Source organism: Hymenobacter terrenus, assembly GCF_000972495.1.
In the GTDB taxonomy this organism is placed as follows: domain Bacteria; phylum Bacteroidota; class Bacteroidia; order Cytophagales; family Hymenobacteraceae; genus Hymenobacter; species Hymenobacter terrenus.
In genome coordinates, this window is the sequence record NZ_LATM01000010.1 from 78,636 (window position 1) to 98,136 (window position 19,501).

Genomic DNA, 19,501 nt, shown 5'->3' on the forward strand with positions numbered 1-19,501 from the left:
TCCTGCTTCGCAAATTAGCCTTACTTTGCCACCCAAATGTCAACTAGTTGGCCCATGCGAATCGTGGCATCGGGGCCAGCCACAGGGCGCTGGCGTACTACGGTGCCGGCGGTTTGGCCTTCTTCAGCGGGCAGCTCAAATACTTCACCCTTTTGCAGGCCCTGGCCTACCAGTAAGGTAATAGCCTCATCTTCGGGCATGTTGATGAGGTTGGGCACGGCAAAAACCTGGTTGCCCTGGCCGTCGCCCACTACCAGGTCAACCTTGGTGCCTTTGGCAATGGGAGCGCCGGGCGCAATCTCCTTGCCGTTCACGAGTTGTTTGAGTACGGCATTTTGGGCCAAGTCGGGCACCAGTTGAATCTGGCCCACCACGAGGTCGTAGCTTTTGAGAATGAGCTGGGCGTTTTTCATGGAGCCGTCGGTGAGCTTAGGCATCTTAATCACCGGCGGGTTTTTCATGCTCACCTGCAGATAGATTTTGCGGCCTTCTTTCACCTTTTCGCCGGGCGCAGGGTCTTGTACTAATACCGTAAATGGCCGAATGTTAGGGCTGTAGCTGGAGTCGTCCACAAAGTAGGCTAGCTTGCGTCCACTGAGGTAGCTTTCCAGGTCGGCCACGTTCATGCCCGTCACTTTGGGCACCGTGATGGTTTCGCCGTGGTGGGTGCTCACAGGCAGGTACACGTAGAAAAAGCCCAGCACGAGCAACAGCCCCGCCACCGAAATGAGCAGCAGGTGCTTGACAACGTCAAGCGGGGTATCGGATTTGAGAAAAGCCATTGGGTGATTTTTGTTCAGGCAAAGTAAGAACGAAAAACTCCCCTCCTTAGAAAGGAGGGGACATTTTCGCGCCGCGAAAATCGGGGTGGTTGCGTCGTTGAACGATGGCTAAACGTCGCAGTAGTCATCGTTCATTCATTGTTCGAGCCATCGTTCAACGGCGCAACCACCCCTGTCCGAGCCTGTGGCTCGAACATCCCCTCCTTGGTAAGGAGGGGAGTTGGTCGTTCAGCTTGTTCGTGCGGCCCGGGCCTTGCCGAATTCTAGAATGCGGTCGATAAATTGGTAGGGCGTGTAGCCAGCCAGGGCCGTTTGATGGAAGATGCAGGTGGCAGGCGTCATGCCGGGCAAAGAATTGACTTCGATAATAAGCACTTCTACCTGGCCTCCCTGCCGCACTCGTACGAAAGCATCGATGCGAGCGTAACCTTGAATATCAAGTGTTTCGGCCACGCGGCGCAATACGGATTTTACTTCATTCGAAATGCGCTGGCGCTCCATGGGGTCGAGGTCGTAGCGGGCGGGGGTGATGTTTTGACCCTCGCCAGCCAGGAATTTTTCCTCCAGGCTGAGCACTTCGCCGGTGGCCAGGGCCTCACTGGCCTCGAATACTTCAATGTCGAGCTGGCCGTCTTCGTCGTACGAGGTAAGCAGGCCACCGGTAATTTCGAGGAAATGCGCGGCCCCGTCGCGGCTGATAAGGGTTTCAACCAGGAAGGCATCCTTGCGCGGAAACTCCTCCTTGAAGCCCAATTGTAGTACTTCGGCCGGGCCGGGCGTGAGGTCTTCCTCGGTGCGGAAAATCAACTGGCTGAAAGCCGCCAGCTCCGCCCTGCTTTTGATTTTTTTGACGGCCGAAGAGCAGCCATCGTCGGCGGGCTTGGCAATGAAAGGGTAGGGGAACTGGGTTTCGAGTGAGCGGTAAAAGCTTTCGGTGTCGGCCTGCCACTCCAGCTTGTTGGCCATGCGGTGCTCGGCCACCAGCAGGCCGGCTTCGCGCAGGCGCTTATTGGTTTCGAACTTGTTGATGGTGATGCTGCTGCTGGCCACGCCCGAGCCGTTGTAAGGCAGGTGGAATTTTTCCAGCTGCTGCTGCAAAGCGCCGTCTTCGCCGGGCCGGCCGTGCAGGGCAATGAATACCTCATCCGCCATTTGAGCCAGCTCCTCGAAGGAAATACGGCGCGGCGCGGCCAGCGCCTGCCCGGCGTAGGTGCTGGTGATGCCGCTGGCCTCGCGCCGGATGCGCTCCAGGATGGGGTGCGGCGTTTCGCCCGCCTCCGCGTGCTCTATTTTCTCGCGGATGTCGTCGGCGTTGTCCTTCAGCATTACGTTCACGGGCAGCACGTAGAGGCGGTGCTCCTCGGCCGAGCCAGTGAGAAAAACGGGCACCGGCGCGTACTTGGCCGACGAGCTGAGTTTCTCGTAAATGTTGCGGCCGCTTTCCACCGAAATGTGCCGCTCTGAGGAATAGCCGCCCATAATCACGGCCACGCGGATGCGCTCCGTTGCTTCGTGCTGGCGGCCGGCCACGGCTTCATCCAGCTGCGCCAGTAGTTGCGCGAGCTTCACGGGGCGCAAGCCGGCCCGGCGGCGCGCGGCCAACGAAGTCCGGATGAGGTAGGTAAGAAACTGCGACGGATTCAGCCCGATTTCGGCCGCCTGATGGAAGAAGAACGAGGCCGGCAGCATGCCGGACGTCGTGTTCGGGTCGTTCAGAAACAGTTGCCCATCGTGGCCCACGAAGCCATCGAGCCGCGCATACACCTGGAAGCCGAACGTACGGAACATCTCCTCGCAGGCCTCGCGGATTTCCTGGATTTTTGCCTCCGGCAAGTCAATCGGCGTGATTTTGCGGGCCAGGCCGGGCAGGTATTTCGAGCGATAGTCGAACATCTCCTCGCCTTTCACAATCTCGGTGGGCGGTAGGGCCAGGGGCGCACCGTTGGGGTCTTCCACCACAATGCAGCTGAACTCGCGGCCTGCCACGAAGCTTTCCACCAGCACCTGGGTTTCGCCATCCACATTGGTCAGGCGCACGGTCTCGGTCGTTTCCAGTAGCTCATTTAAAGTGAAAAGTAGCGTCTCAGGGTGATAAACTAGTGTTTCACTTGCTTCCCCAGCAACGGCCAGCGTCACGGGTAAGCCGATGCCCTCGCGGATGTCGGTGAGGTGCTGTACCCAAGCCACTTTATCCTGCTCGCCCAGGCGCTGCCAGTCGGTGCGGGTCAGGGTCTTGCGGAATAGGCTGCGTTCAATGGCCGCTTCAAACTTAGCTAAGTCCTCAGTCTTCAGAATGCTTACACCAATGCTGGAGCCCTGGCGAGGGGCCTTGAGCACGAGCGGCAGGCCCAGCTCGCGCACGAGGTAGGCCAGCGTGGCGGCGTGGTCGGTGCTGTCCCACTCCTCAGCCTTGATGACCCGGAAATTAGGCGTGGGGCGGCCGAGTGCGTGCAGCAGATTTTTCTGGGCAATTTTATCGATGCCAAACGCCGACGGCAGAATGCCCGAGCCGGAGTAGGGGATGCCTAGCCACTCCAGCATGCCTTGAATAGCGCCGTCCTCGCCGCCGGGCCCGTGCAGGGCCAGAAAGGCGAAGTCCATGAGCAGCGGTAGTTCTTCCACCTGCACCTGCCGGCCTACTTTGGCAATGGCATGGAACCGCTCCTCATGGCTCAGCGCACCGAGGCTTTCGATGTAAACCTGCAAATGATGCAGTGACGCGGGCTGCGAGGCCACGGGTGGGTAAAAATCCCGAATGGTACCCTTGTAAATAAACTGCCAGTCGAGCAGAATGAACTGCCCCAGGCTATCCACAAAGATGGGCACTGGTTGAAACAGCGCCTTGTCTAAATTATCAAATACGGTGCGGCCGCCAGCGAAAGAAATTTCCCGCTCACGCGAAGGGCCTCCGAAAAAAATGCCGATTTTCATAAGTAGGGCAAAGGTAAGAAAGGGGAGCGGGGGAAGGGGAACCAGGGGAAGAGGGAGCGGAATGATAAACTCCCCTCCTTACCAAGGAGGGGATGTTCAGCCGGCAGGCTGAACGGGGGTGGTTGCGGGCGTTGAACGGCTTGCTCTGACGTCGTTGAACAGGTTCCTCTAGCGTCGTTCGGGTGTCGTTAGCTCCGCTGACCTGTTGGTTCAACGCCTGCAACCACCCCAGCTGGCGCGTAGCGCCAGCGTCCCCTCCCTGGTAAGGAGGGGAGTTTTTGTTCTACTTTGCAGCCCCAACCCACCAATCTTTTGCCTCACTAACCTTTCACATGAACACCCTCGATACCTATAACTTCGCCGGCAAACACGCCGTGATGCGCGTTGACTTCAACGTTCCTCTCGACCAAGACCTGCAGATTACCGACGACACGCGCATCCGGATGGCGACGCGGTCGGTGCTGAAAATCCTGAACGACGGTGGTTCCGTCGTGCTGCTCTCGCACCTGGGCCGGCCCAAGGGCGGCTACGAAAAAAAGTTTTCCCTGGAAAGCCTCGTCGCCCGTCTCGCGCAGGAGTACGGCCGCGACGTGCAGTGGGGCGGCGACGTACTTGGCGACGAAGCGGCGCAAAAAGCCGCTGCTTTGCAGCCCGGCCAGGTGCTGTTGCTCGACAACGTGCGCTTCTACAAGGAAGAAGAAGCCGGTGACTCAGCTTTCGCCGCCAAGCTGGCTACTTTGGGGAATGTGTACGTGAACGATGCCTTCGGCACTGCGCACCGTGCCCACGCCTCTACGGCGGTGATGGCCAGCTCATTTGCCCCGCAAGACCGAGTGGGTGGCTACCTGCTGCAATCTGAAATTGACAACGCCAAGAAGGTGCTAGAAAACGCCGACCGGCCCTTCACCGCCATCATGGGTGGAGCCAAGATTTCTGATAAAATCCTCATCATCGAAAATCTGCTCGATAAGGTTGACAATCTGCTGATTGGCGGCGGCATGGCTTACACTTTCGCCGTAGCCGAAGGTGGGGAGGTGGGCAATTCCCTGCTCGAAGCCGACAAGGTGGACCTGGCCCGGCAGCTCATCCAGAAAGCCAAGGACAAGGGCGTGAACTTGGTGCTGCCCACCGATTCACTCATCGCCAACCGTTTTGCCAACGACGCGGACGTGAAAGAGGCGCTCAACGCCAACATTCCTGAAGGCTGGATGGGGCTCGACCTGGGCCCTGCGAGCCGCGACGCCTTTGCCACCATCATCCGCGAGAGCAAAACCATCCTCTGGAATGGACCCATGGGCGTGTTTGAAATGAGTAATTTCGCGAAGGGCACTGAGGAGGTGGCCCGCGCCATTGCCGAGGCTACGGCAGCCGGTGCCTATTCGCTCATCGGGGGTGGCGACTCGGCCGCGGCGGTACAGCAGCTGGGTTTCGGCGAGCAGGTGAGCTACATCTCGACTGGTGGCGGCGCGCTACTGGAGTACATGGAAGGCAAGGAACTGCCCGGCGTGACGGCCCTGGGCTAGGTACCACCCCAACCGCCGCTACGAAGCGGAAAAGCCCTGGTTGCGCGAGCAGCCAGGGCTTTTTTTATTACTACCAATAACAAATTAGGCAAGATTTTTGAAATGTGGAAGCAACCATTTGGCCACTTGTCTAGTCATCGGGTTACTGACCTCTTTTCTGCTTGCTACTTGAACAAATTTGGCATTTTGCTGCTGGCCGTCGCGCTGGGCAGTTGTCAGCAGTTCAACATTGGCTCCGGTGCCGCGGCCATTGCCCTATCCAGAGGGCAGGTGGTACGCTATGACATCACCTATGATGAACACGGCGCGAATCCGCGTGTGCGCTGGATTGTGCAACTGGCCTCGCCGCTCCGAATGCGCGGCTGGAACGACCGCGAATACACGCAGGTGAAGGTGTTTTCCCTGCCCGATACCGCGGTGTTCCGGCCAGGTGTCAAGTTCAAGTTCACCTACCGGCTGGTGCCTGCGGCCCAACAAACGGCTTGGGAAACCGGCTACGAGCGTTCTGCTGTGCTGAATTTCCCAGCCGGCTACCTCCCCAATCCCGAGCTTGCCCTAGCCGACGTGCAGCTCCAGTAAGAACAGCGCGGCGCGTAATGCAAGAGCCCCGGCCACCTACGCAGCCGGGGCTCTTGCATAGAAATTGAAAACTTATTTCGCCAGCTTTTCCAGTTGCTGAAGCAGCTCATCGGCAGCATTCTCAATGTCGCGGTAGCCTTGCTGGACAGCGCGCTCTTTGGCCGCGATAAGGCCGTCGCGGTGTACGGTTTTGAAGTCACCGTAGGGAAATTTGTAGCGCCCCTTGGTGCCTTCGCCCTTGCTCGTGTCGAGGCCGAGGTGCCAGTTACCATACTCCTCTATTTCGTGCTTCTCCAGAAAGTCGTTTTCTTCGGCACTATCAGGATTATGCTGGCCCCAGTGGCCTTCATCGTTCTTGATTTTGCCGTCCCGGATAAGACGCTTGGCATAAATGACCGCCTGGGGATTGAGGGAAGTGCTCATAAGAAAGAAACATGGGTAGAATGCCCGTCTACGCTTCTAATTCTGGCAAGTTCCTAGCGCTCCGCTTTTCGGTGCAGCAAATATTTGCTTTGATTGAAGCTGTAGCCCACCGAAACAACCATGCGGCCGGCGCTGGCCGGGTGGTCAGTTTCGGCGGTGTAGATGGGTAGTTGGAAGCTGGTATTCAGTGATATGTTTTTGTAGTAGAGGTCCAAGCCAGGGCCGAGCAGGGCGTTGTCCATGGCGTGTTCGCCGGTGAGCTGGCCTTCGAGCATTTCGCCTTTGGTTTTCTCGTAGAAAAACTGCGCCGACGGGTAAATCTGCCAGTCGGTGCCCATCGGAATGCGGTAGAAAACGTTGGCAAACGTGGCTGTGCTCGGTGCCAGGCTGTTGCGAAACGTATTTTCTGTGGAGCGCCGGTAGCTACTGTTGATGCTCAGGCCAAAGCTGTGAAAGCCGGCGATGTAGTTGGCGTAGATGAACCCGTCGGTGGTGCCGGTGCCCAATTGGTTGAGCAGGGGATACCGCCGGCCGCGGTCGTTCAGGCGGGTGTACTCGCCGGTGGGCAGCTTCGCGCCACCGCCCACGATGAGGCGGCTCTGCACCCCGGCGGTCTCAATCTGACGGATAAGGTGATAGCCGGCAAACACCGTCACGTCACCCACCCCGGAGGAGTTGAGCTGCTTGCCGTTTATCTGTGAAGTATTCATCACATAGGGCACGAAGGCGTTTAGCTCGACGCGGCGCGAGAGGAAATATTTGCCGCGCAGCTCAACTACCCGAAAAGCCTCAAAATCGCCCGAGTTGCCTTTGTGGGAGTGAGCGTAGCCATTGTCGCCGTTCAGGGTTGAGGGGAAAAATGGCCGCGCGCCCGTCGGGAAAAAGCGCGGCTTCTGGTCCAGGGCCCGGTACCCGTTGAAGATGCGGTAACGGTGCATCAGACTCACGGTGCTCTGGTTATCGTAGGGCGTAATGCCCATGAAACAGCCGCAGATGTCGCAGGCGCGGGCCGGTAGGGCCAGCCCGCCGAGCAGCAGGCCGACTAGGAAAACATGATTTTTGCTTTTCATGATAAGGAATGGTGGCCGCTTTCGCACGATAAAATCAATACTGAAAGCCGCCTATGGTTGCTCCGCCAGCCGCTGGTCGCGGATAAAGTCCTGGTCGGTGAGCGTGCGCAGGAAGGCGATGATGTCGGTCTGCTCGGCCGTCGTGAGCGGAATGCCCAAGGGGCCCGAGGTCGGGCGCAGAGCCGCATCGAGGGTGGGCGAGGCCACCACGCCGTGGTCGTAATGCGCCAGCACTTGTTCGAGCGTGGCAAAGCGCCCGTCGTGCATGTAGGGCTTCGTAAGCTCGACGTTGCGCAGGCTAGGCACTTTGAAGCGTCCCACATCGGTGACCCGGCTAGTGATGTGCGCCCGCCCCGAATCGGCTTCGAAAGATGCGTTCAGGCCGTTGTTACGGTAAGTTTCGTCAGTGAATAAGTCCGTGGCGTGGCAGCTGGCGCACTTTTGCGCCACCAGCGTACGCCCGCGCTGCTCGGCAGCCGTGAGCACCACGCCACCTTCGCCCCGCACCGCTTGGTCGTAGCGCGAGTTGGCCGAAGTGAGGGCGGCTGTGAACTGCGCCAGCGCCCGCAGAAGCTGATACGAGTCGATGGGGCCGCTGCCGAACACTTGCGCAAAACGCCGCGGATAGTCGGTGTCAGCGTTCAGCTTTCGCAGCACATTAGCCAGCGTTTCGTCCATTTCCACGGGGTTCGTGATGGGCGCGAGGGGCAGCGTTTCAATGTTCTTGGGGCCGCCGTCCCAGAAGAATTCTGACTTCCAGCGCAGGTTTTGCAGGGCCGGTGTGTTGCGGGTGCCCAACTGCTTGCGCACGCCTTGGCTCAGGCGTTGGCCGTCGTCGGCAAAAGCCACGGCCTGCTGGTGGCAGCTGCCGCACGACACGGAACCGTCGCGCGACAGGCGCTCATCGTAAAACAGGCTGCGGCCCAGCGCAAAGGCGGCCGCGCTGGGCGGGTTGGCATCGGGGGCGTATACCGGCGCCGGGAAATTGGCCGGCAGCACGGCACCGGGTACCACTGGCTCGGCAGGAAGGGTCACGTCGGCGTGGCACGCGGCCAAAAGCAGCCCCGCCAGCCCTCCGGCGAGCGAGGCGGCAATTGTGCGTCGCATCAGGGATTAGTTGGCGTGAATGTGGTCGACGACAAACATACCCTGCGCGTAGTTATTCGCCAACAGCATCGCGTTGGGACCGGCCGAGTGAGACGTGGCGAAAGTAGCAAACCGCACGGTGGTCGCACCGGTGAGCATCTTGAGCACGTCTACTGTCATGTGGATTTCGGGGGCGTGGTCGGTGCGGATCAACAGCTTAGCACCATTCCGAAACGCCGGCGAAACGGTTCGCACCGCGTCGTAAGGTTTTTTGAAGCCGCCGATGTGGTATGTGAATGCTCCCGTGGGGGCCTGGGGCGAAAATCCCTCCAGCTTGGTGAAGATATACCCAAAGTTCCAGCTCCAAAACATGCCTTCGTTGGGGTCGAGGGCGCCTTTTTGGGCTCCCGATACGTTGCGGGCGCTGTCAACCCCAATGGTGAAGGTGATGCCCGTGTAATCGCCTACTGGTATGTCCTTGATGGCCAAACGGTGCGTGGCGTTATCTTCGGCCTCCACCAAATAGTAGCTTTCCGGCTGCACGTACTCCGACCCGTCGGCACGGGTCAGCTTAATGTTGGAGAGGTAGTAATTGAACTTGGTGACCCGAAACTGGTCGCCGGTGGGGGTGGTGTAGGTTTGGGTGGCCAGCACCAGCGGGGTATTGCCCACGCGCTGGTCAAGCTCGATATCGAGCGTGCCGGTTTGAGTAGTCGGGCCGGTTGGAGTAGTCGGAAGAACTTCCTTGTCCTTTTTGCAGCCCGTGAAGCTAAGGGCAGCAATGGCGAGAGTGCAGGCAAAAGTGGAAACAGAAAAACGTTTCATCGGAATCAAGCAAAGGAAAAAACTGATTGAAAAAAACACGCATATGCGCGCAACCAGTCAGCAGAAGTATTGCTGAGCTGGCAATGGCCGCTTGCTTCCGACGAGGCGGAAGCAAGCGGCCAACAATCAGGTAAATAGCAGGGGAGGACGGAATACTTCTGCGCTAGGCACGGCCGCGCAGTGGGCCGTGGGGCGGGCCGGGTAGCACTGGGCCCCCAGCGGCCACCGCTGGGGCTGCGGGGCCAGCACGAAGGCCACCGTGGGCAGCACCTCGTATTTGACCTTAGCCACGGCGCCAGCCGGCGATTTTTTGTCTGCCCCATCCGCTTTGCGCAGTTCCTGGGCTAGGTGACACTTGCCATTGCAATGCAACTGTGGCCGTGCCTTATTCACGCAATATAGCTCGGTGATGCGTACTTTGTTCAGCTCATAATCCAACACCAGCATCTCTCGCCCCAGAGTCTGGAGCAGCATGAGAGTGGCAAGGAAAAAAGCTAGAAGGCGGTTCACGGGCAGGATAATAGCTGGGAGCCTACAACGGCAAAGGTAAGCATCTCTGCTCAAGCGGTGGATGAAACTCCCAACTATCTCGATTCGGACTCGAAAGGATTTTGGTTGCCGGAGCTGTCAGATATAAATAAGAAGTAAGCGCGACAAACCCACCATGCAGAGCTTCGACGGCGGCAACGAGACTTGAAAGAAATGCTTAGGATACGTATCGGCGCAGCTGCTTTTGAGTTTGTCGCTGTGCAGCGTGCTAATTAGCTGTTGTAGCTAAGGCGGTAATGAAGAATATGTTTTGATAATCCTGTAGAATAGGCGGATTACAGGAGCGTATCTTTAGCCAGTACTTTCTTTCCTAACTTTCATTCTCATGATCCAACCACTACGCGCCGGGGTACTAGGCGCCCTGCCGCTATTGGCGGCAGCGGCGGTTTCTGCCCAAAATCTACCCAACGACGGCCGCCCGCAACTGCGGCACTTCACTACCAAATCGGTCGGGGCCCTGCGCGCACCGGCCGTCGATAGTCGCCAGACGTTGCGCCAGGAACTGGCCCTACGACCCACTGACAACCTGCGCGCCCTGCGCGTAGAAACTGATGAGCTTGGGCAGCGCCACGAGCGATTTCAGCAGTATTTCAATGGCGTGAAGGTGGAGCACGGCCTGTACACCGTGCACCCGGCGGCCGGGGTGTTGAGTGGGGAATTCAAGCCCGTGCCCGCGAACTTGAGCACTAAGCCCGCCCTGAGTGCCGCCGCGGCCCTGCAACGGAGCCTGGCCACCGTGGGCGCCCGCCGCTATATGTGGGAAGATGCCGCCGAAGAAGCTGGCCTGAAGCGCCAAACTCAAAACCCCGCCGCTACCTACCGCCCCACCGGTGAATTGGTGCTGGTGGAGGACTACCGCGTGGCTGACCCCGCCCGACGCCCCGTGGTTCTGGCCTGGAAATTCAATATCTACGCCCAGCAACCCGAAAGCCGTGCCTGGGTGTACGTGGATGCTCGCACCGGCGACGTGGTGCTGCAAGATGCCATTATCAAGCACGCTCATGGTTTGGCGCCGGCCGGCACGGCCATGCCCCCCACCAAAGCCCCAGCCAGCGTACGCGGAATCAGGTCGACGGCTACGGGTACCTTCGCCACGCGCTATATCGGCACCAGACAGGTGGCTACCGACCTTTTTAATGGCAGCTACCGCCTGCGCGACTACACCCGCGCCACGGGCATTGAAACTTATAACGCGCGTAATAGCACCGTACTGGCTAGTGCCATTGATTTTACCGATAGTGACAACAACTGGACCGCAGGCGAATTCAACAACGCGGCCAAAGACAATGCGGCCCTCGATGCCCATTTCGGCTCGACGCAGGTATACGATTATTGGATGACCATGCACGGCCGTGACTCCTGGGACGGCAACGGCTCCAAGCTGCTTAACTACGTGCACTATAGCTCGAACTTCGACAACGCAAGATGGAATGGCTCGGCCATGCTATATGGCGATGGAGCCACGCTGTTTCGGCCCCTTACGTCGCTGGACGTGTGCGCCCACGAAACGGGCCACGGCATTTGCCAAGCCACAGCTGGCCTGGTGTATATGAATGAGTCGGGCGCCTTGAACGAGGGCTTTTCGGATATCTGGGGTGCTACCATCGAAAACTACGTAGACCCCGCCAAGCAAACGTGGATTGTGGGGGAGGACATCACCCTGACTTCGGGAGGCCTGCGCTCGATGAGCGACCCGCTGACCACGAGCGTGCTCTCGCCGAGCCCGGCCAACTACCGGGGCCGGCGCTGGAACTTCGGTTCAACTGATAATGGTGGCGTGCATACCAACTCGGGCGTGCTCAACCACTGGTACTATATTCTGAGCATGGGCAAAACCGGCGTGAATGAGCAAGGGCAGGCGTATAACGTAACCGGCATCAGCATTGCCAAGGCCGCCCGCATTGCCTACCGCGCCGAACGCCTTTACTTGACCCCGAACTCCGACTACCGCTCGGCGCGGGTGTTCACCATTCAGGCCGCCACGGACCTCTTCGGAGCTAACTCGCCGGAGGTGAGAGCCGTGACCGATGCCTGGTATGCCGTGGGCCTAGGCACCAGCAGCGCGGCCCCCACCGGCACGCAAGCCCAATGCCCGGACGGCGATGCCGCCGTGCTCACGGCTACGGCCTCGGCCACTAGCCTCTGCGCCGGCGATGCCCTGACCCTGACGGCTACGGCCACTTACCCGGCTATCCGCCGCCTGCGTAGCACGCAGCCGGTTGCCTTGCCCGACGGCGCCACCGCATTCACCGCCGTGCCCGTGTACAGCACCACCATCGTGGGCGGCACCACCCTGCAGCGCAATCTCGAAAACACCTACCGCAGCTACGGCGACCTGACCGGCGTGCGGGTGCGCCTCACGCATGCCCAGCCCGGGCAAGTAGGCCTGCGGCTGGCCGTGCGCACCAGCACCAGTGGTGCCCCCGTATATTTGGATTTGGCGAGTGCACTGCCCACCGCTTCCGGTTCGGCTCCGACCGCGCTCGACCTGACTTTTGCCGATAACGCCCCGACGGTGCTGCCGGCTGTGCTCACGGGCACTACGCTCGCGGGCACCTTTCTACCCGCCACTACCTTCGCCAGCCTCGCATTGAGCGGTAACCTGACTACGATTAATCTGGAAGCCAAGGATGACCAAGTTGGGAGCGCTGGTACCATTGAACTCGTCGAGCTGCTGTTCCGGCGCAATGCCGCCGACCTACCTTCCGTGCGTTGGGTAGGCCCAGGTGTAGAAGCAGCAGGCCTGGTAGCTAATGCCACTCCGGCGGGCCCGGTGGGTGGTGGCACGGCTACCTACACCTACACGGTGCTGGCATCGGACCCCTTCTTTGGCTGTACCAGCAGCCAGGCCTTGAGCGTGGCGGTGAGCCAGCCCGTACTGGCCGCTTCGGCCCTGCAAACGGATTTGTGCGCCGGGCTTGGCCAGGGTTTTGGCCCCATCGACTTGCGCGTAACGGCCGATGACAGCATCACTGGCCAAGCTTACTTGTGGACGGGGCCCGGGGGCTATGCCGCCACTGGCAAGCGCCTCCGCACCACGCCTCCCACGGCCGGGCGCTTGCGCTACAGCGTGAGCACTGCTACCCCCGGCAGCAACTGCTCGGCCCGGCAAACGGTGGTGGTGACGGCCCTCCGCCCCGTGGCGGCTGCCCCGGTGGGCATCGATTCTGTAGCTTGTGCCAGCGGTACGACCCGCCTGCGCAGCCGCCCGTTTGAAAACCAGCTGACGGGCCCCTATCGGTTTACCGGCAGCGTACCGATACCGGACAACAACCTCACCGGGGTACGCATTCCGCTCACGGTAGCCGGCCCGGCCGAAAGCTTTTTTAATCTGCGTGGTATCCGGGTGAGCCTCACCCATACCTTTATCGGCGACCTGACCTTGTATGTGGAAGCGCCCGACGGAACCCGCGTGCTACTGAGCCGCCAGAATGGTGATGAAGGTGATAACTACCAAAACACGCTGTTCGTGGATTCGGTAGGTGCCCGCGCCCTGGGTTCCGGAACGGCACCTTTCCTCGGTACCTGGCAGGTGGATGAGCCTACTGGTTTCGCCAAGCTGCGCAACTCACCCCAAACCGGCACCTGGAACCTGTTTGTGGTTGATAGCGGCCCGAGTGATATTGGCCCCGTGACGGCTTGGAGCCTGGTAACCCGCGACAATAACGTGACCTGGAGCGGCCCGGGCGGCATTACGGCTATTGGCAGCGACGTGCTGGCGGCCGTGCCCGCTACGCCCGGCCGCTACCGCTACATCGGTACCACGAGCGTCGGTAGCTGCGCGTTCAACGATACCGTGGATGTGCGCGTGGCCCCCGGCTCCGAGTGGCGTCGGCGCCAGAATACCGACCTGGCCCTGGCCGCCAATTGGACCTGCCCCCCCACTCCGACGACCGACGCGGAAGTACGCGGCGCGACCAATGCTCAACCCGTGCTCACCACTGGCCTGGTGCAAGTCCGCAACCTGACCTTGCGTGCCGGCACGGCCCTGGCCCTCAACGGCGGCACGCTAGAAGTGTATGGCACTCTCACGTTGGAAGCGGGCGCCACTATCAGCGGCACCAACGGTACGCTTAGCCTGCGCGGCGCGGCCGTGACTCTCAGGGCGCCGAATCCTACCGCGCTGAACGTGCCTCGCCTGCTCGTGAACCTGCCCACTGCGGCGGATACCGCCCGTCTGGCCCAGAGTCTTATCGTGAATACGGCCATTGTGGTGCAGCGCGGCGTACTAAAAACACAGGCTGCCGCGCTGAGCTTGACCCGGGGCGCTACCATCACCGAAACGGCCGATGCGTATGTATCGGGCCGCGTGCTGGCCTTGGGCGTGGTAGGAGCCGGCGCTACCGAAACCTTTGGTGGCGTGGGCCTGAGCCTGAGCCAGGCGACAGGTGCTACCGGCAACATCAGCCTCACGCGTATTACCGATCAGACCATTGGCCAAGCCCCGGCGCGCACCAGCATCCGTCGCTACTATGCGCTGAGCTACCCCACCACTGCTGTAATCAATGCCACCATCCGGTTGGGTTATCGCGACGCAGAACTGAATGGTCTGGCTGAGGCGGCTCTTCAGCCTTTCTACTCTAATTCACTCATTTTGCCGCCGGCTGGCCCATGGCTGCCCGTAGCGCCCACCGCCCAGCATGCCAGCCTGAACTACATAGAAGGCGTTGGCACCATTGCCGGCACCTGGACGCTGAGCACGCCCGTGGCCATGCTGCCCACCCGCAATGCTGCTGCTAGCAACTTTGCCGTGCAGGCCCAGCCCGTTCCTTTCGGCACGGCGGGCTTCTCGCTCTCCGTACAAGCCACCCGGCCCGAGCCCGCCGCTTCGGTAGCTGTGTATGACCTGGCTGGCCGTCTGCTGGTGCAACGCAAGCTCAACGTGCCCACAGGCCTCAGCGCGGTGGCGCTGCCCGAGGCTGGCCGCCTGGCCGCTGGCGTGTACGTGGTGCGCGTAGTGCTCGATGGCGAAACTCAGACCCTGCGCGTGACCCGCGAATAGATAGCCAACAGGGCTAAAGTCTCGGCCGGTTAGCCTTGACTATGTCCCAAGCTCAGAAAAAGTCCCAGCCGTTGGTTGGGACTTTTTTTGTGGCCTGCCAGAAGCATGCTTACGCGCTGGCAAAGAGCTACTGATGATTGTGGTTGCGGAAACCTACTTCGATTCTACTGCCAAAATACAACGCTTAGTCCCTTAAAAGACCATTATTCTTAGTAACAGTCTTTCTCCCTTTCCTATTTTCATCTGATGTCTTTACCAAAATTTGCTGTGTTCGGCCTATTACTGGGCGCACCCTTGGCTAGTATTGCCCAAACCCCGGACCCAGCGCCTTTACCTCGCTTTTATATTGGTCTCGCTGCCTACAACAGCTATTATCAGCAGCTTGGCAAGAATGCTTATCGGGGAAGCGGGAGCAGGGTGCCGGTTCAGCTCACGGCGGGCTACCAGTGGCGCCCCCGCCTGGCAGTGCAGCTCGGGGTAGCCTATAGTGGCGTAAGTTCTGAACACCTGCTGGCTCGTTATAACTATTCTTCTACAGGTGCTCAGCCTACCTATTATCAAATAGATGGCAAGGCCACCGAGCGAAATACGTCGTTCTCGTTGCTGGGCCGTTATACGCTGACGCGCAAACTAAACCACCGCCTGCAATTCGACCTGTTGGGAGGTTTTACATTGGAACACAGGATTTATCGCACCCGCGGTATTGCCATTGATAGTGCCCAGAACAACCAGGTTAATACTCCTTACGACTACCGTACCAGCTTTAATACAGCACTAGTTACGGCCGGTCCTAGCGTGCGTTACCGTTTTGGTGAGCACTTTGAGTTACAATACGATTTGACCTTCAACACCCGCTTGAATTCCGGAAACTACTATCACGAAGGAATTACTACCAGTAACTCTTTGGGCCTGCGCTACCGTTTCGGTCGCCGCTAAGCCGAGCATCAATAAAGCAAAAAAGCTGGCCCGTTCAGGTAGCATTCTCATCCAAAGCAGAAGGAAGCTTCAACCTAACCTCAAGTAATAAATCAGCTACAAAGCGGCAACATGCAGGTAGCAGCTAATCCGAATGAGGGCCCGTCCGCAAAGTGGCAACATTTAAGCCGGGCGAGTGAGTTGGGCGCTACAGCTTATCCTGCCGGATGATGGCCCGGTAGATTCGGAGCAGGTGGGACTGTGACACGCCGAGGTGGTAGAGAATAGTGAGCAGATAAAACGCCCCCTGAAGCCGGAAAATACCATTCTCACGGTATTTGCGGGCCGAGGTGATGATGGTAGCCGGCAGCACCCGCAGCTTGCTGTGCCGCCGCAGTCGCTGTGTAATTTCCTGGTCTTCCATTATAATCAGTTCTTTGCGGTAGCCACCGGCCTGCTCAAATACCGTTTTCAAGACGAACAAGCTCTGGTCGCCAAAGCGGAAGGCTGCTACGTTGAAGCGCGTGAACCAGGCATTGGCCCGCAAAAACCAGTGTGGCTCATCAAAAGTCAGGCGGTAGCAGCCACAGCCGTAGCCCGCCGCCACGGCCCGCCGGATATCATCCAAAAAGCCGGCGGGCGGCAGGGTGTCGGCGTGCAGGAAATAGAGAATGCTCCCCGCCGCGTGCCGGGCGCCGTAGTTGAACTGGGCCGCGCGGCCCTTGCGGGGGCAGGCCAGCACGCGGGCACCGGCCTGCTGTGCCAGCGTAGCGGTGGCATCGGTGCTATGACCGTCGACCACGATAACTTCCACGGCCGTATCGGTGGCGGTACCAGCCTGGTGCAGGTAGTGCAGCATCGCCCCGATGCCGTCTGCCTCGTTATACGTCGGGATGATGACGCTCACCAGAGCCGGGGTTTCAGGAGGAGGGAGCGGCGCCATGGAGTCTGATAAAGTTGAACCCCCGCTACGTTGCTTAATAACCGTTACGTTATGTCGAGCTTATGGAGCAGACAAAGCGCGACAGCCGTATTTTTAAGCCAACTTTCTTAGTTCAAATACGGCGATTCGAGCTCCTGCCCCATGCTTTTGAGCGTATCGGTGGAGCGGCGGCCGGTGAGGCGCGTAGACAGGGCTTGCGCTTCGCGGGCACTCAGTACGTCTAGCTCGCGCAGCCACGCCAGGCGACGCAGCTGAGGCTCAATGAAACCCAGTGGGTTCACCTGCCCGTATTCCTTGCGGAGGTAGATTTTGGTGCGGCGCTCCAGCTCGGTTACCAACGCCCGAAATTGCTTGCGCTGCCACGGCCGGCCGGCCAGCGTCACGGCCAGGTGAGCGGTTTGCAGGCGGAAGGTGCACCACTGCTGCTCGAAGCGCAGCCACACGGCCAAGGCATTGACGACCACAATACAGAACCAGGAGTAAAGCTGAAACCCCGCCTGGCCGGTGGTCAGCCAAGTATGCCAGGGGCCGTAGCCCAGAAACACCAGTAACAAGCCCGTAAGCAGCAGTTGGTTGGTGGGAATGTGGCGATGCTCACCGGATTTAACGGGCAGGATTTCCTCGTAAGGTATTTCGGTTTCAAGAGTGGCAACCCCTTGTGGGTTGCGTTTGCAGACGTAAAGGCTTTCGGCACGCAGCGCAATTTGCGTGGTGCCCTGAAAAAGTTGTTTCTGGGTGAAAATCATTAGAGAAAAAACGGCAGAAGGCCGACGCGGCGGCAGAATAAAAATTGAATCAAGAGACCAAGCCTAACAAACCATTCCACCGGGCACAGCATCTTGCCCGCAGCTAGTAAATCAGCCTGCCGCGAAGCAATAATGATGCTCCGGCGGCCTCCGCAGGACGGTCAAGCATTGGGTGGATAGGCTCTGAAAGCTAGTTGAACGGGCTTGGCGTGAAGCACAGCACAAAAATAGCCACCATCACCCAGCCCAGCACCTTGCGGCCGGGGCTTAGGGGGCGCTCGTCAGGCGCCGGCGGGTGATAGATGCCGGTGAAGCGACCCAGCAGCAAGCCAAAAACCAACCAGCCGGGATTACCCAGAATAGTTGGATCAGCCACCGTATACGCCAGTTGCGCGGCCCAAATGCCCGCCGCCAGCAGCAGTCCCCGGCGCGGCGTGGGCAGCACCCGCCAAAATATCAGGCCCAGGTACAGGGCATAGACCGGCCCGCCGTAGAGCCAGGCTTGCCAGCCGCTGTGCAGTGTGAACAGGCCCAGCCCGGCATAGAAAATAAAGCCGATGAAGAGCACCAGTGCCAGTTGATTGAAGCGTCGCCGACCCAGCAGGCCATAGAGAATATGGCCACCGTCGAGCTGGCCCATCGGCAGGAGGTTGAGCGCCGTGAAAAACAGGCTGAGCGCGCCGGCCAGCAGCACGGGGTAGTGCATCAGCTCGTTGGGGTGGGGCAGGAGGGCGGGGTTGGCGAAAGCGCTTTCGAGCAGTCGGTAGAGCAGGGGCTTGGCAATGGTCAGGCCCTGCTCGCCGGGTGGGTACACGTAGCGGGCATAATCGGCGCCGTACGGGGCGTACTCGGGGTGAATGGTGAACAGGTAATCCAGCGGCGGCAGGTGCGTGAAGCCGTAAATCAGCAGCGGCACCGCTACCAGGAAGCCCGCCAGCGGCCCAGCCAGCCCAATATCAAAAAACTCGCGGCGCGAAAAAATCCGCTGCCTGATGCGGATGATGGCCCCAAACGTGCCCAGCCCCATTGGAAAAGGGATGTAGTAAGGCAAAGAGGTGCGCACCTGGTTGCGGCGCGCCGTGAAATAGTGGCCGAACTCATGCACCGTAAGCACCCCCAAAAAGGGCAGCGCAAACCACAGCCCGCGCCGAACTTCAGCACTGAGCGCCGCCCCGCGCAGCTGAAATACGTCAAGGGGAAGCAAGCCTACGTCGCCCCGCGTCAGTTCGATACCGGCCAGCGTAGTCGTAATGAGCGTCACTAAAAACAGGCCGATGTGCAGCGCCGCCGTGCGCCCGGGCGATGGCTCGGGCCGCTCGAAACGGTGGAACAGCGCCCTGGCTGCCAGTAGTCTGGCTCTGGCCTCGGCCGGAGGCATGCCCGGTAGGGCTTCGGCTGGCGTAGCGGCTGGGTCGTACCCGGTGGGGAAGCCGGTAAAGCCGGGCTCAGGAATGGGCGGGGGCGTATTCTCGGGGAAAGACACGGATGGCTTCGGGCAGGGCAGTGATGATAGTGAGGGGTGGGGCCAGGTGCAGCACCCGCAACCCCAGGCGACGGGCCGTGGCCACGTGCTGCGGACTGTCCTCGATGAACAACGTATCCGCGGCCTGCCAGTTCATTTCGGCCAGCGCGTGCCGGAATATTTCCTCCCCCGGCTTGCGGAGTCCCACTTCCTGGGAGTAAAATACGCGGTCGAGGACATCAGCGATGCCGTTTTTGAAACCATATTTGGTAGCCAGGCGCTGATTGATTTCGGCAATGTGCAGAACGTTGGTATTGCTGAGCAGGGCCGTTTGGTGACCTTGTTTTCGCAGCTCGCCAATCAGGGCGAGGCGTTCGGCGGGCACGTCGAGTAGCATGGCGTGCCAGGCGGCATCAAGTTCGGCATCGGTGGCGTCGAGTTCGTAGGCTTCGCGCAGCCCGGCCCGGAACTCGGCGGGCGAAAGCTGGCCGGTTTCGAACTTATCGAACAGCTCCGCTTGCTGTGCTTGGCTGAAGGCGATAGTACTACCGACCCGGCTCAGCTTGCGCATAGCCGCTGGGGTGGCCTCGTAATCAATGTCAATAATGACGCCGCCGAAATCAAATAACAGGTGTGGTAACATGTGAGGAATTAAGTGTAAGGTG

Annotated in this window: 15 protein-coding genes; 4 read left to right on the forward strand and 11 right to left on the reverse strand. The window is 59.8% G+C overall.

The features are described from left to right. Nucleotides 1-20: 20 nt before the first annotated feature. Both WX88_RS14130 and WX88_RS14135 read right to left on the reverse strand, forming a co-directional pair. The gene (locus WX88_RS14130) at nucleotides 21-782 is read right to left on the reverse strand and encodes a PASTA domain-containing protein (protein WP_046245034.1); all 762 of its coding nucleotides are present in this window, start codon (nucleotides 780-782) and stop codon (nucleotides 21-23) included. A gap of 228 nt (nucleotides 783-1,010) precedes the next feature. Then, nucleotides 1,011-3,713, reverse strand: coding sequence for a D-alanine--D-alanine ligase family protein (locus WX88_RS14135; RefSeq protein WP_046245035.1), 2,703 nt, complete (start codon nucleotides 3,711-3,713; stop codon nucleotides 1,011-1,013). A gap of 332 nt (nucleotides 3,714-4,045) precedes the next feature. Between WX88_RS14135 and WX88_RS14140 the strand changes: the two genes are divergently transcribed. Together WX88_RS14140 and WX88_RS14145 are read left to right on the forward strand one after the other, a co-directional pair. Beyond that, a complete protein-coding gene (locus WX88_RS14140) occupies nucleotides 4,046-5,236 on the forward strand; it encodes a phosphoglycerate kinase (protein ID WP_046245036.1) in 1,191 nt (396 codons plus the stop codon). Between the two features lie 168 nt (nucleotides 5,237-5,404). After that, nucleotides 5,405-5,815 (forward strand): hypothetical protein, encoded by a 411-nt coding sequence (locus WX88_RS14145; RefSeq protein ID WP_046245037.1) that lies wholly within the window; start codon nucleotides 5,405-5,407, stop codon nucleotides 5,813-5,815. 72 nt (nucleotides 5,816-5,887) lie between these two features. Here WX88_RS14145 and WX88_RS14150 read toward each other — a convergent pair whose 3' ends face one another. From WX88_RS14150 to WX88_RS14170, 5 genes are all read right to left on the reverse strand, one after another. Next, on the reverse strand, nucleotides 5,888-6,238 hold the full coding sequence (locus WX88_RS14150; protein ID WP_046245038.1) for a hypothetical protein: 351 nt from the start codon (nucleotides 6,236-6,238) through the stop codon (nucleotides 5,888-5,890). Between the two features lie 53 nt (nucleotides 6,239-6,291). Continuing rightward, nucleotides 6,292-7,308, reverse strand: a complete 1,017-nt coding sequence (locus WX88_RS14155; RefSeq protein ID WP_046245039.1) for a hypothetical protein — start codon at nucleotides 7,306-7,308, stop codon at nucleotides 6,292-6,294. Nucleotides 7,309-7,359: 51 nt separating this feature from the next. After that, nucleotides 7,360-8,415, reverse strand: a complete 1,056-nt coding sequence (locus WX88_RS14160) for a cytochrome-c peroxidase (protein WP_046245040.1) — start codon at nucleotides 8,413-8,415, stop codon at nucleotides 7,360-7,362. Between the two features lie 6 nt (nucleotides 8,416-8,421). Beyond that, the gene (locus WX88_RS14165; RefSeq protein WP_046245041.1) at nucleotides 8,422-9,219 is read right to left on the reverse strand and encodes an MbnP family protein; all 798 of its coding nucleotides are present in this window, start codon (nucleotides 9,217-9,219) and stop codon (nucleotides 8,422-8,424) included. A gap of 126 nt (nucleotides 9,220-9,345) precedes the next feature. Beyond that, nucleotides 9,346-9,693: a hypothetical protein gene (locus tag WX88_RS14170; RefSeq protein WP_197076787.1), complete on the reverse strand. Its 348-nt coding sequence runs from the start codon at nucleotides 9,691-9,693 to the stop codon at nucleotides 9,346-9,348. A 400-nt stretch (nucleotides 9,694-10,093) separates the two neighbouring features. Between WX88_RS14170 and WX88_RS27710 the strand changes: the two genes are divergently transcribed. Further along, the gene (locus tag WX88_RS27710; protein ID WP_052732693.1) at nucleotides 10,094-14,770 is read left to right on the forward strand and encodes a M4 family metallopeptidase; all 4,677 of its coding nucleotides are present in this window, start codon (nucleotides 10,094-10,096) and stop codon (nucleotides 14,768-14,770) included. Between the two features lie 246 nt (nucleotides 14,771-15,016). Next, the gene (locus WX88_RS14180) at nucleotides 15,017-15,706 is read left to right on the forward strand and encodes an outer membrane beta-barrel protein (RefSeq protein ID WP_046245043.1); all 690 of its coding nucleotides are present in this window, start codon (nucleotides 15,017-15,019) and stop codon (nucleotides 15,704-15,706) included. Between the two features lie 187 nt (nucleotides 15,707-15,893). Here WX88_RS14180 and WX88_RS14185 read toward each other — a convergent pair whose 3' ends face one another. From WX88_RS14185 to WX88_RS14200, 4 genes are all read right to left on the reverse strand, one after another. Continuing rightward, nucleotides 15,894-16,628, reverse strand: coding sequence for a TIGR04283 family arsenosugar biosynthesis glycosyltransferase (locus WX88_RS14185; RefSeq protein WP_046245044.1), 735 nt, complete (start codon nucleotides 16,626-16,628; stop codon nucleotides 15,894-15,896). 107 nt (nucleotides 16,629-16,735) lie between these two features. Continuing rightward, a complete protein-coding gene (locus WX88_RS14190) occupies nucleotides 16,736-17,374 on the reverse strand; it encodes a hypothetical protein (RefSeq protein ID WP_046245045.1) in 639 nt (212 codons plus the stop codon). Between the two features lie 190 nt (nucleotides 17,375-17,564). Beyond that, nucleotides 17,565-18,857, reverse strand: coding sequence for a site-2 protease family protein (locus tag WX88_RS14195; protein ID WP_316932330.1), 1,293 nt, complete (start codon nucleotides 18,855-18,857; stop codon nucleotides 17,565-17,567). Then, the gene (locus tag WX88_RS14200; protein ID WP_052732694.1) at nucleotides 18,820-19,479 is read right to left on the reverse strand and encodes an HAD family hydrolase; all 660 of its coding nucleotides are present in this window, start codon (nucleotides 19,477-19,479) and stop codon (nucleotides 18,820-18,822) included. Before WX88_RS14200 ends, WX88_RS14195 begins: the two co-directional genes overlap by 38 nt. Nucleotides 19,480-19,501 lie beyond the last annotated feature (22 nt).

What these genes read in the sequence shown, in the direction of transcription:
- WX88_RS14170 (WP_197076787.1), bottom strand. Translation starts at nt 9,693, where the DNA reads ATGCTGCTCCAGACTCTGGGGCGAGAGATGCTGGTGTTGGATTATGAG.
- WX88_RS14180 (WP_046245043.1), top strand. Translation starts at nt 15,017, where the DNA reads ATGTCTTTACCAAAATTTGCTGTGTTCGGCCTATTACTGGGCGCACCC.
- WX88_RS14160 (WP_046245040.1), bottom strand. Translation starts at nt 8,415, where the DNA reads ATGCGACGCACAATTGCCGCCTCGCTCGCCGGAGGGCTGGCGGGGCTG.
- WX88_RS27710 (WP_052732693.1), top strand. Translation starts at nt 10,094, where the DNA reads ATGATCCAACCACTACGCGCCGGGGTACTAGGCGCCCTGCCGCTATTG.
- WX88_RS14140 (WP_046245036.1), top strand. Translation starts at nt 4,046, where the DNA reads ATGAACACCCTCGATACCTATAACTTCGCCGGCAAACACGCCGTGATG.
- WX88_RS14190 (WP_046245045.1), bottom strand. Translation starts at nt 17,374, where the DNA reads ATGATTTTCACCCAGAAACAACTTTTTCAGGGCACCACGCAAATTGCG.
- WX88_RS14200 (WP_052732694.1), bottom strand. Translation starts at nt 19,479, where the DNA reads ATGTTACCACACCTGTTATTTGATTTCGGCGGCGTCATTATTGACATT.
- WX88_RS14185 (WP_046245044.1), bottom strand. Translation starts at nt 16,628, where the DNA reads ATGGCGCCGCTCCCTCCTCCTGAAACCCCGGCTCTGGTGAGCGTCATC.
- WX88_RS14155 (WP_046245039.1), bottom strand. Translation starts at nt 7,308, where the DNA reads ATGAAAAGCAAAAATCATGTTTTCCTAGTCGGCCTGCTGCTCGGCGGG.
- WX88_RS14135 (WP_046245035.1), bottom strand. Translation starts at nt 3,713, where the DNA reads ATGAAAATCGGCATTTTTTTCGGAGGCCCTTCGCGTGAGCGGGAAATT.
- WX88_RS14130 (WP_046245034.1), bottom strand. Translation starts at nt 782, where the DNA reads ATGGCTTTTCTCAAATCCGATACCCCGCTTGACGTTGTCAAGCACCTG.
- WX88_RS14150 (WP_046245038.1), bottom strand. Translation starts at nt 6,238, where the DNA reads ATGAGCACTTCCCTCAATCCCCAGGCGGTCATTTATGCCAAGCGTCTT.
- WX88_RS14165 (WP_046245041.1), bottom strand. Translation starts at nt 9,219, where the DNA reads ATGAAACGTTTTTCTGTTTCCACTTTTGCCTGCACTCTCGCCATTGCT.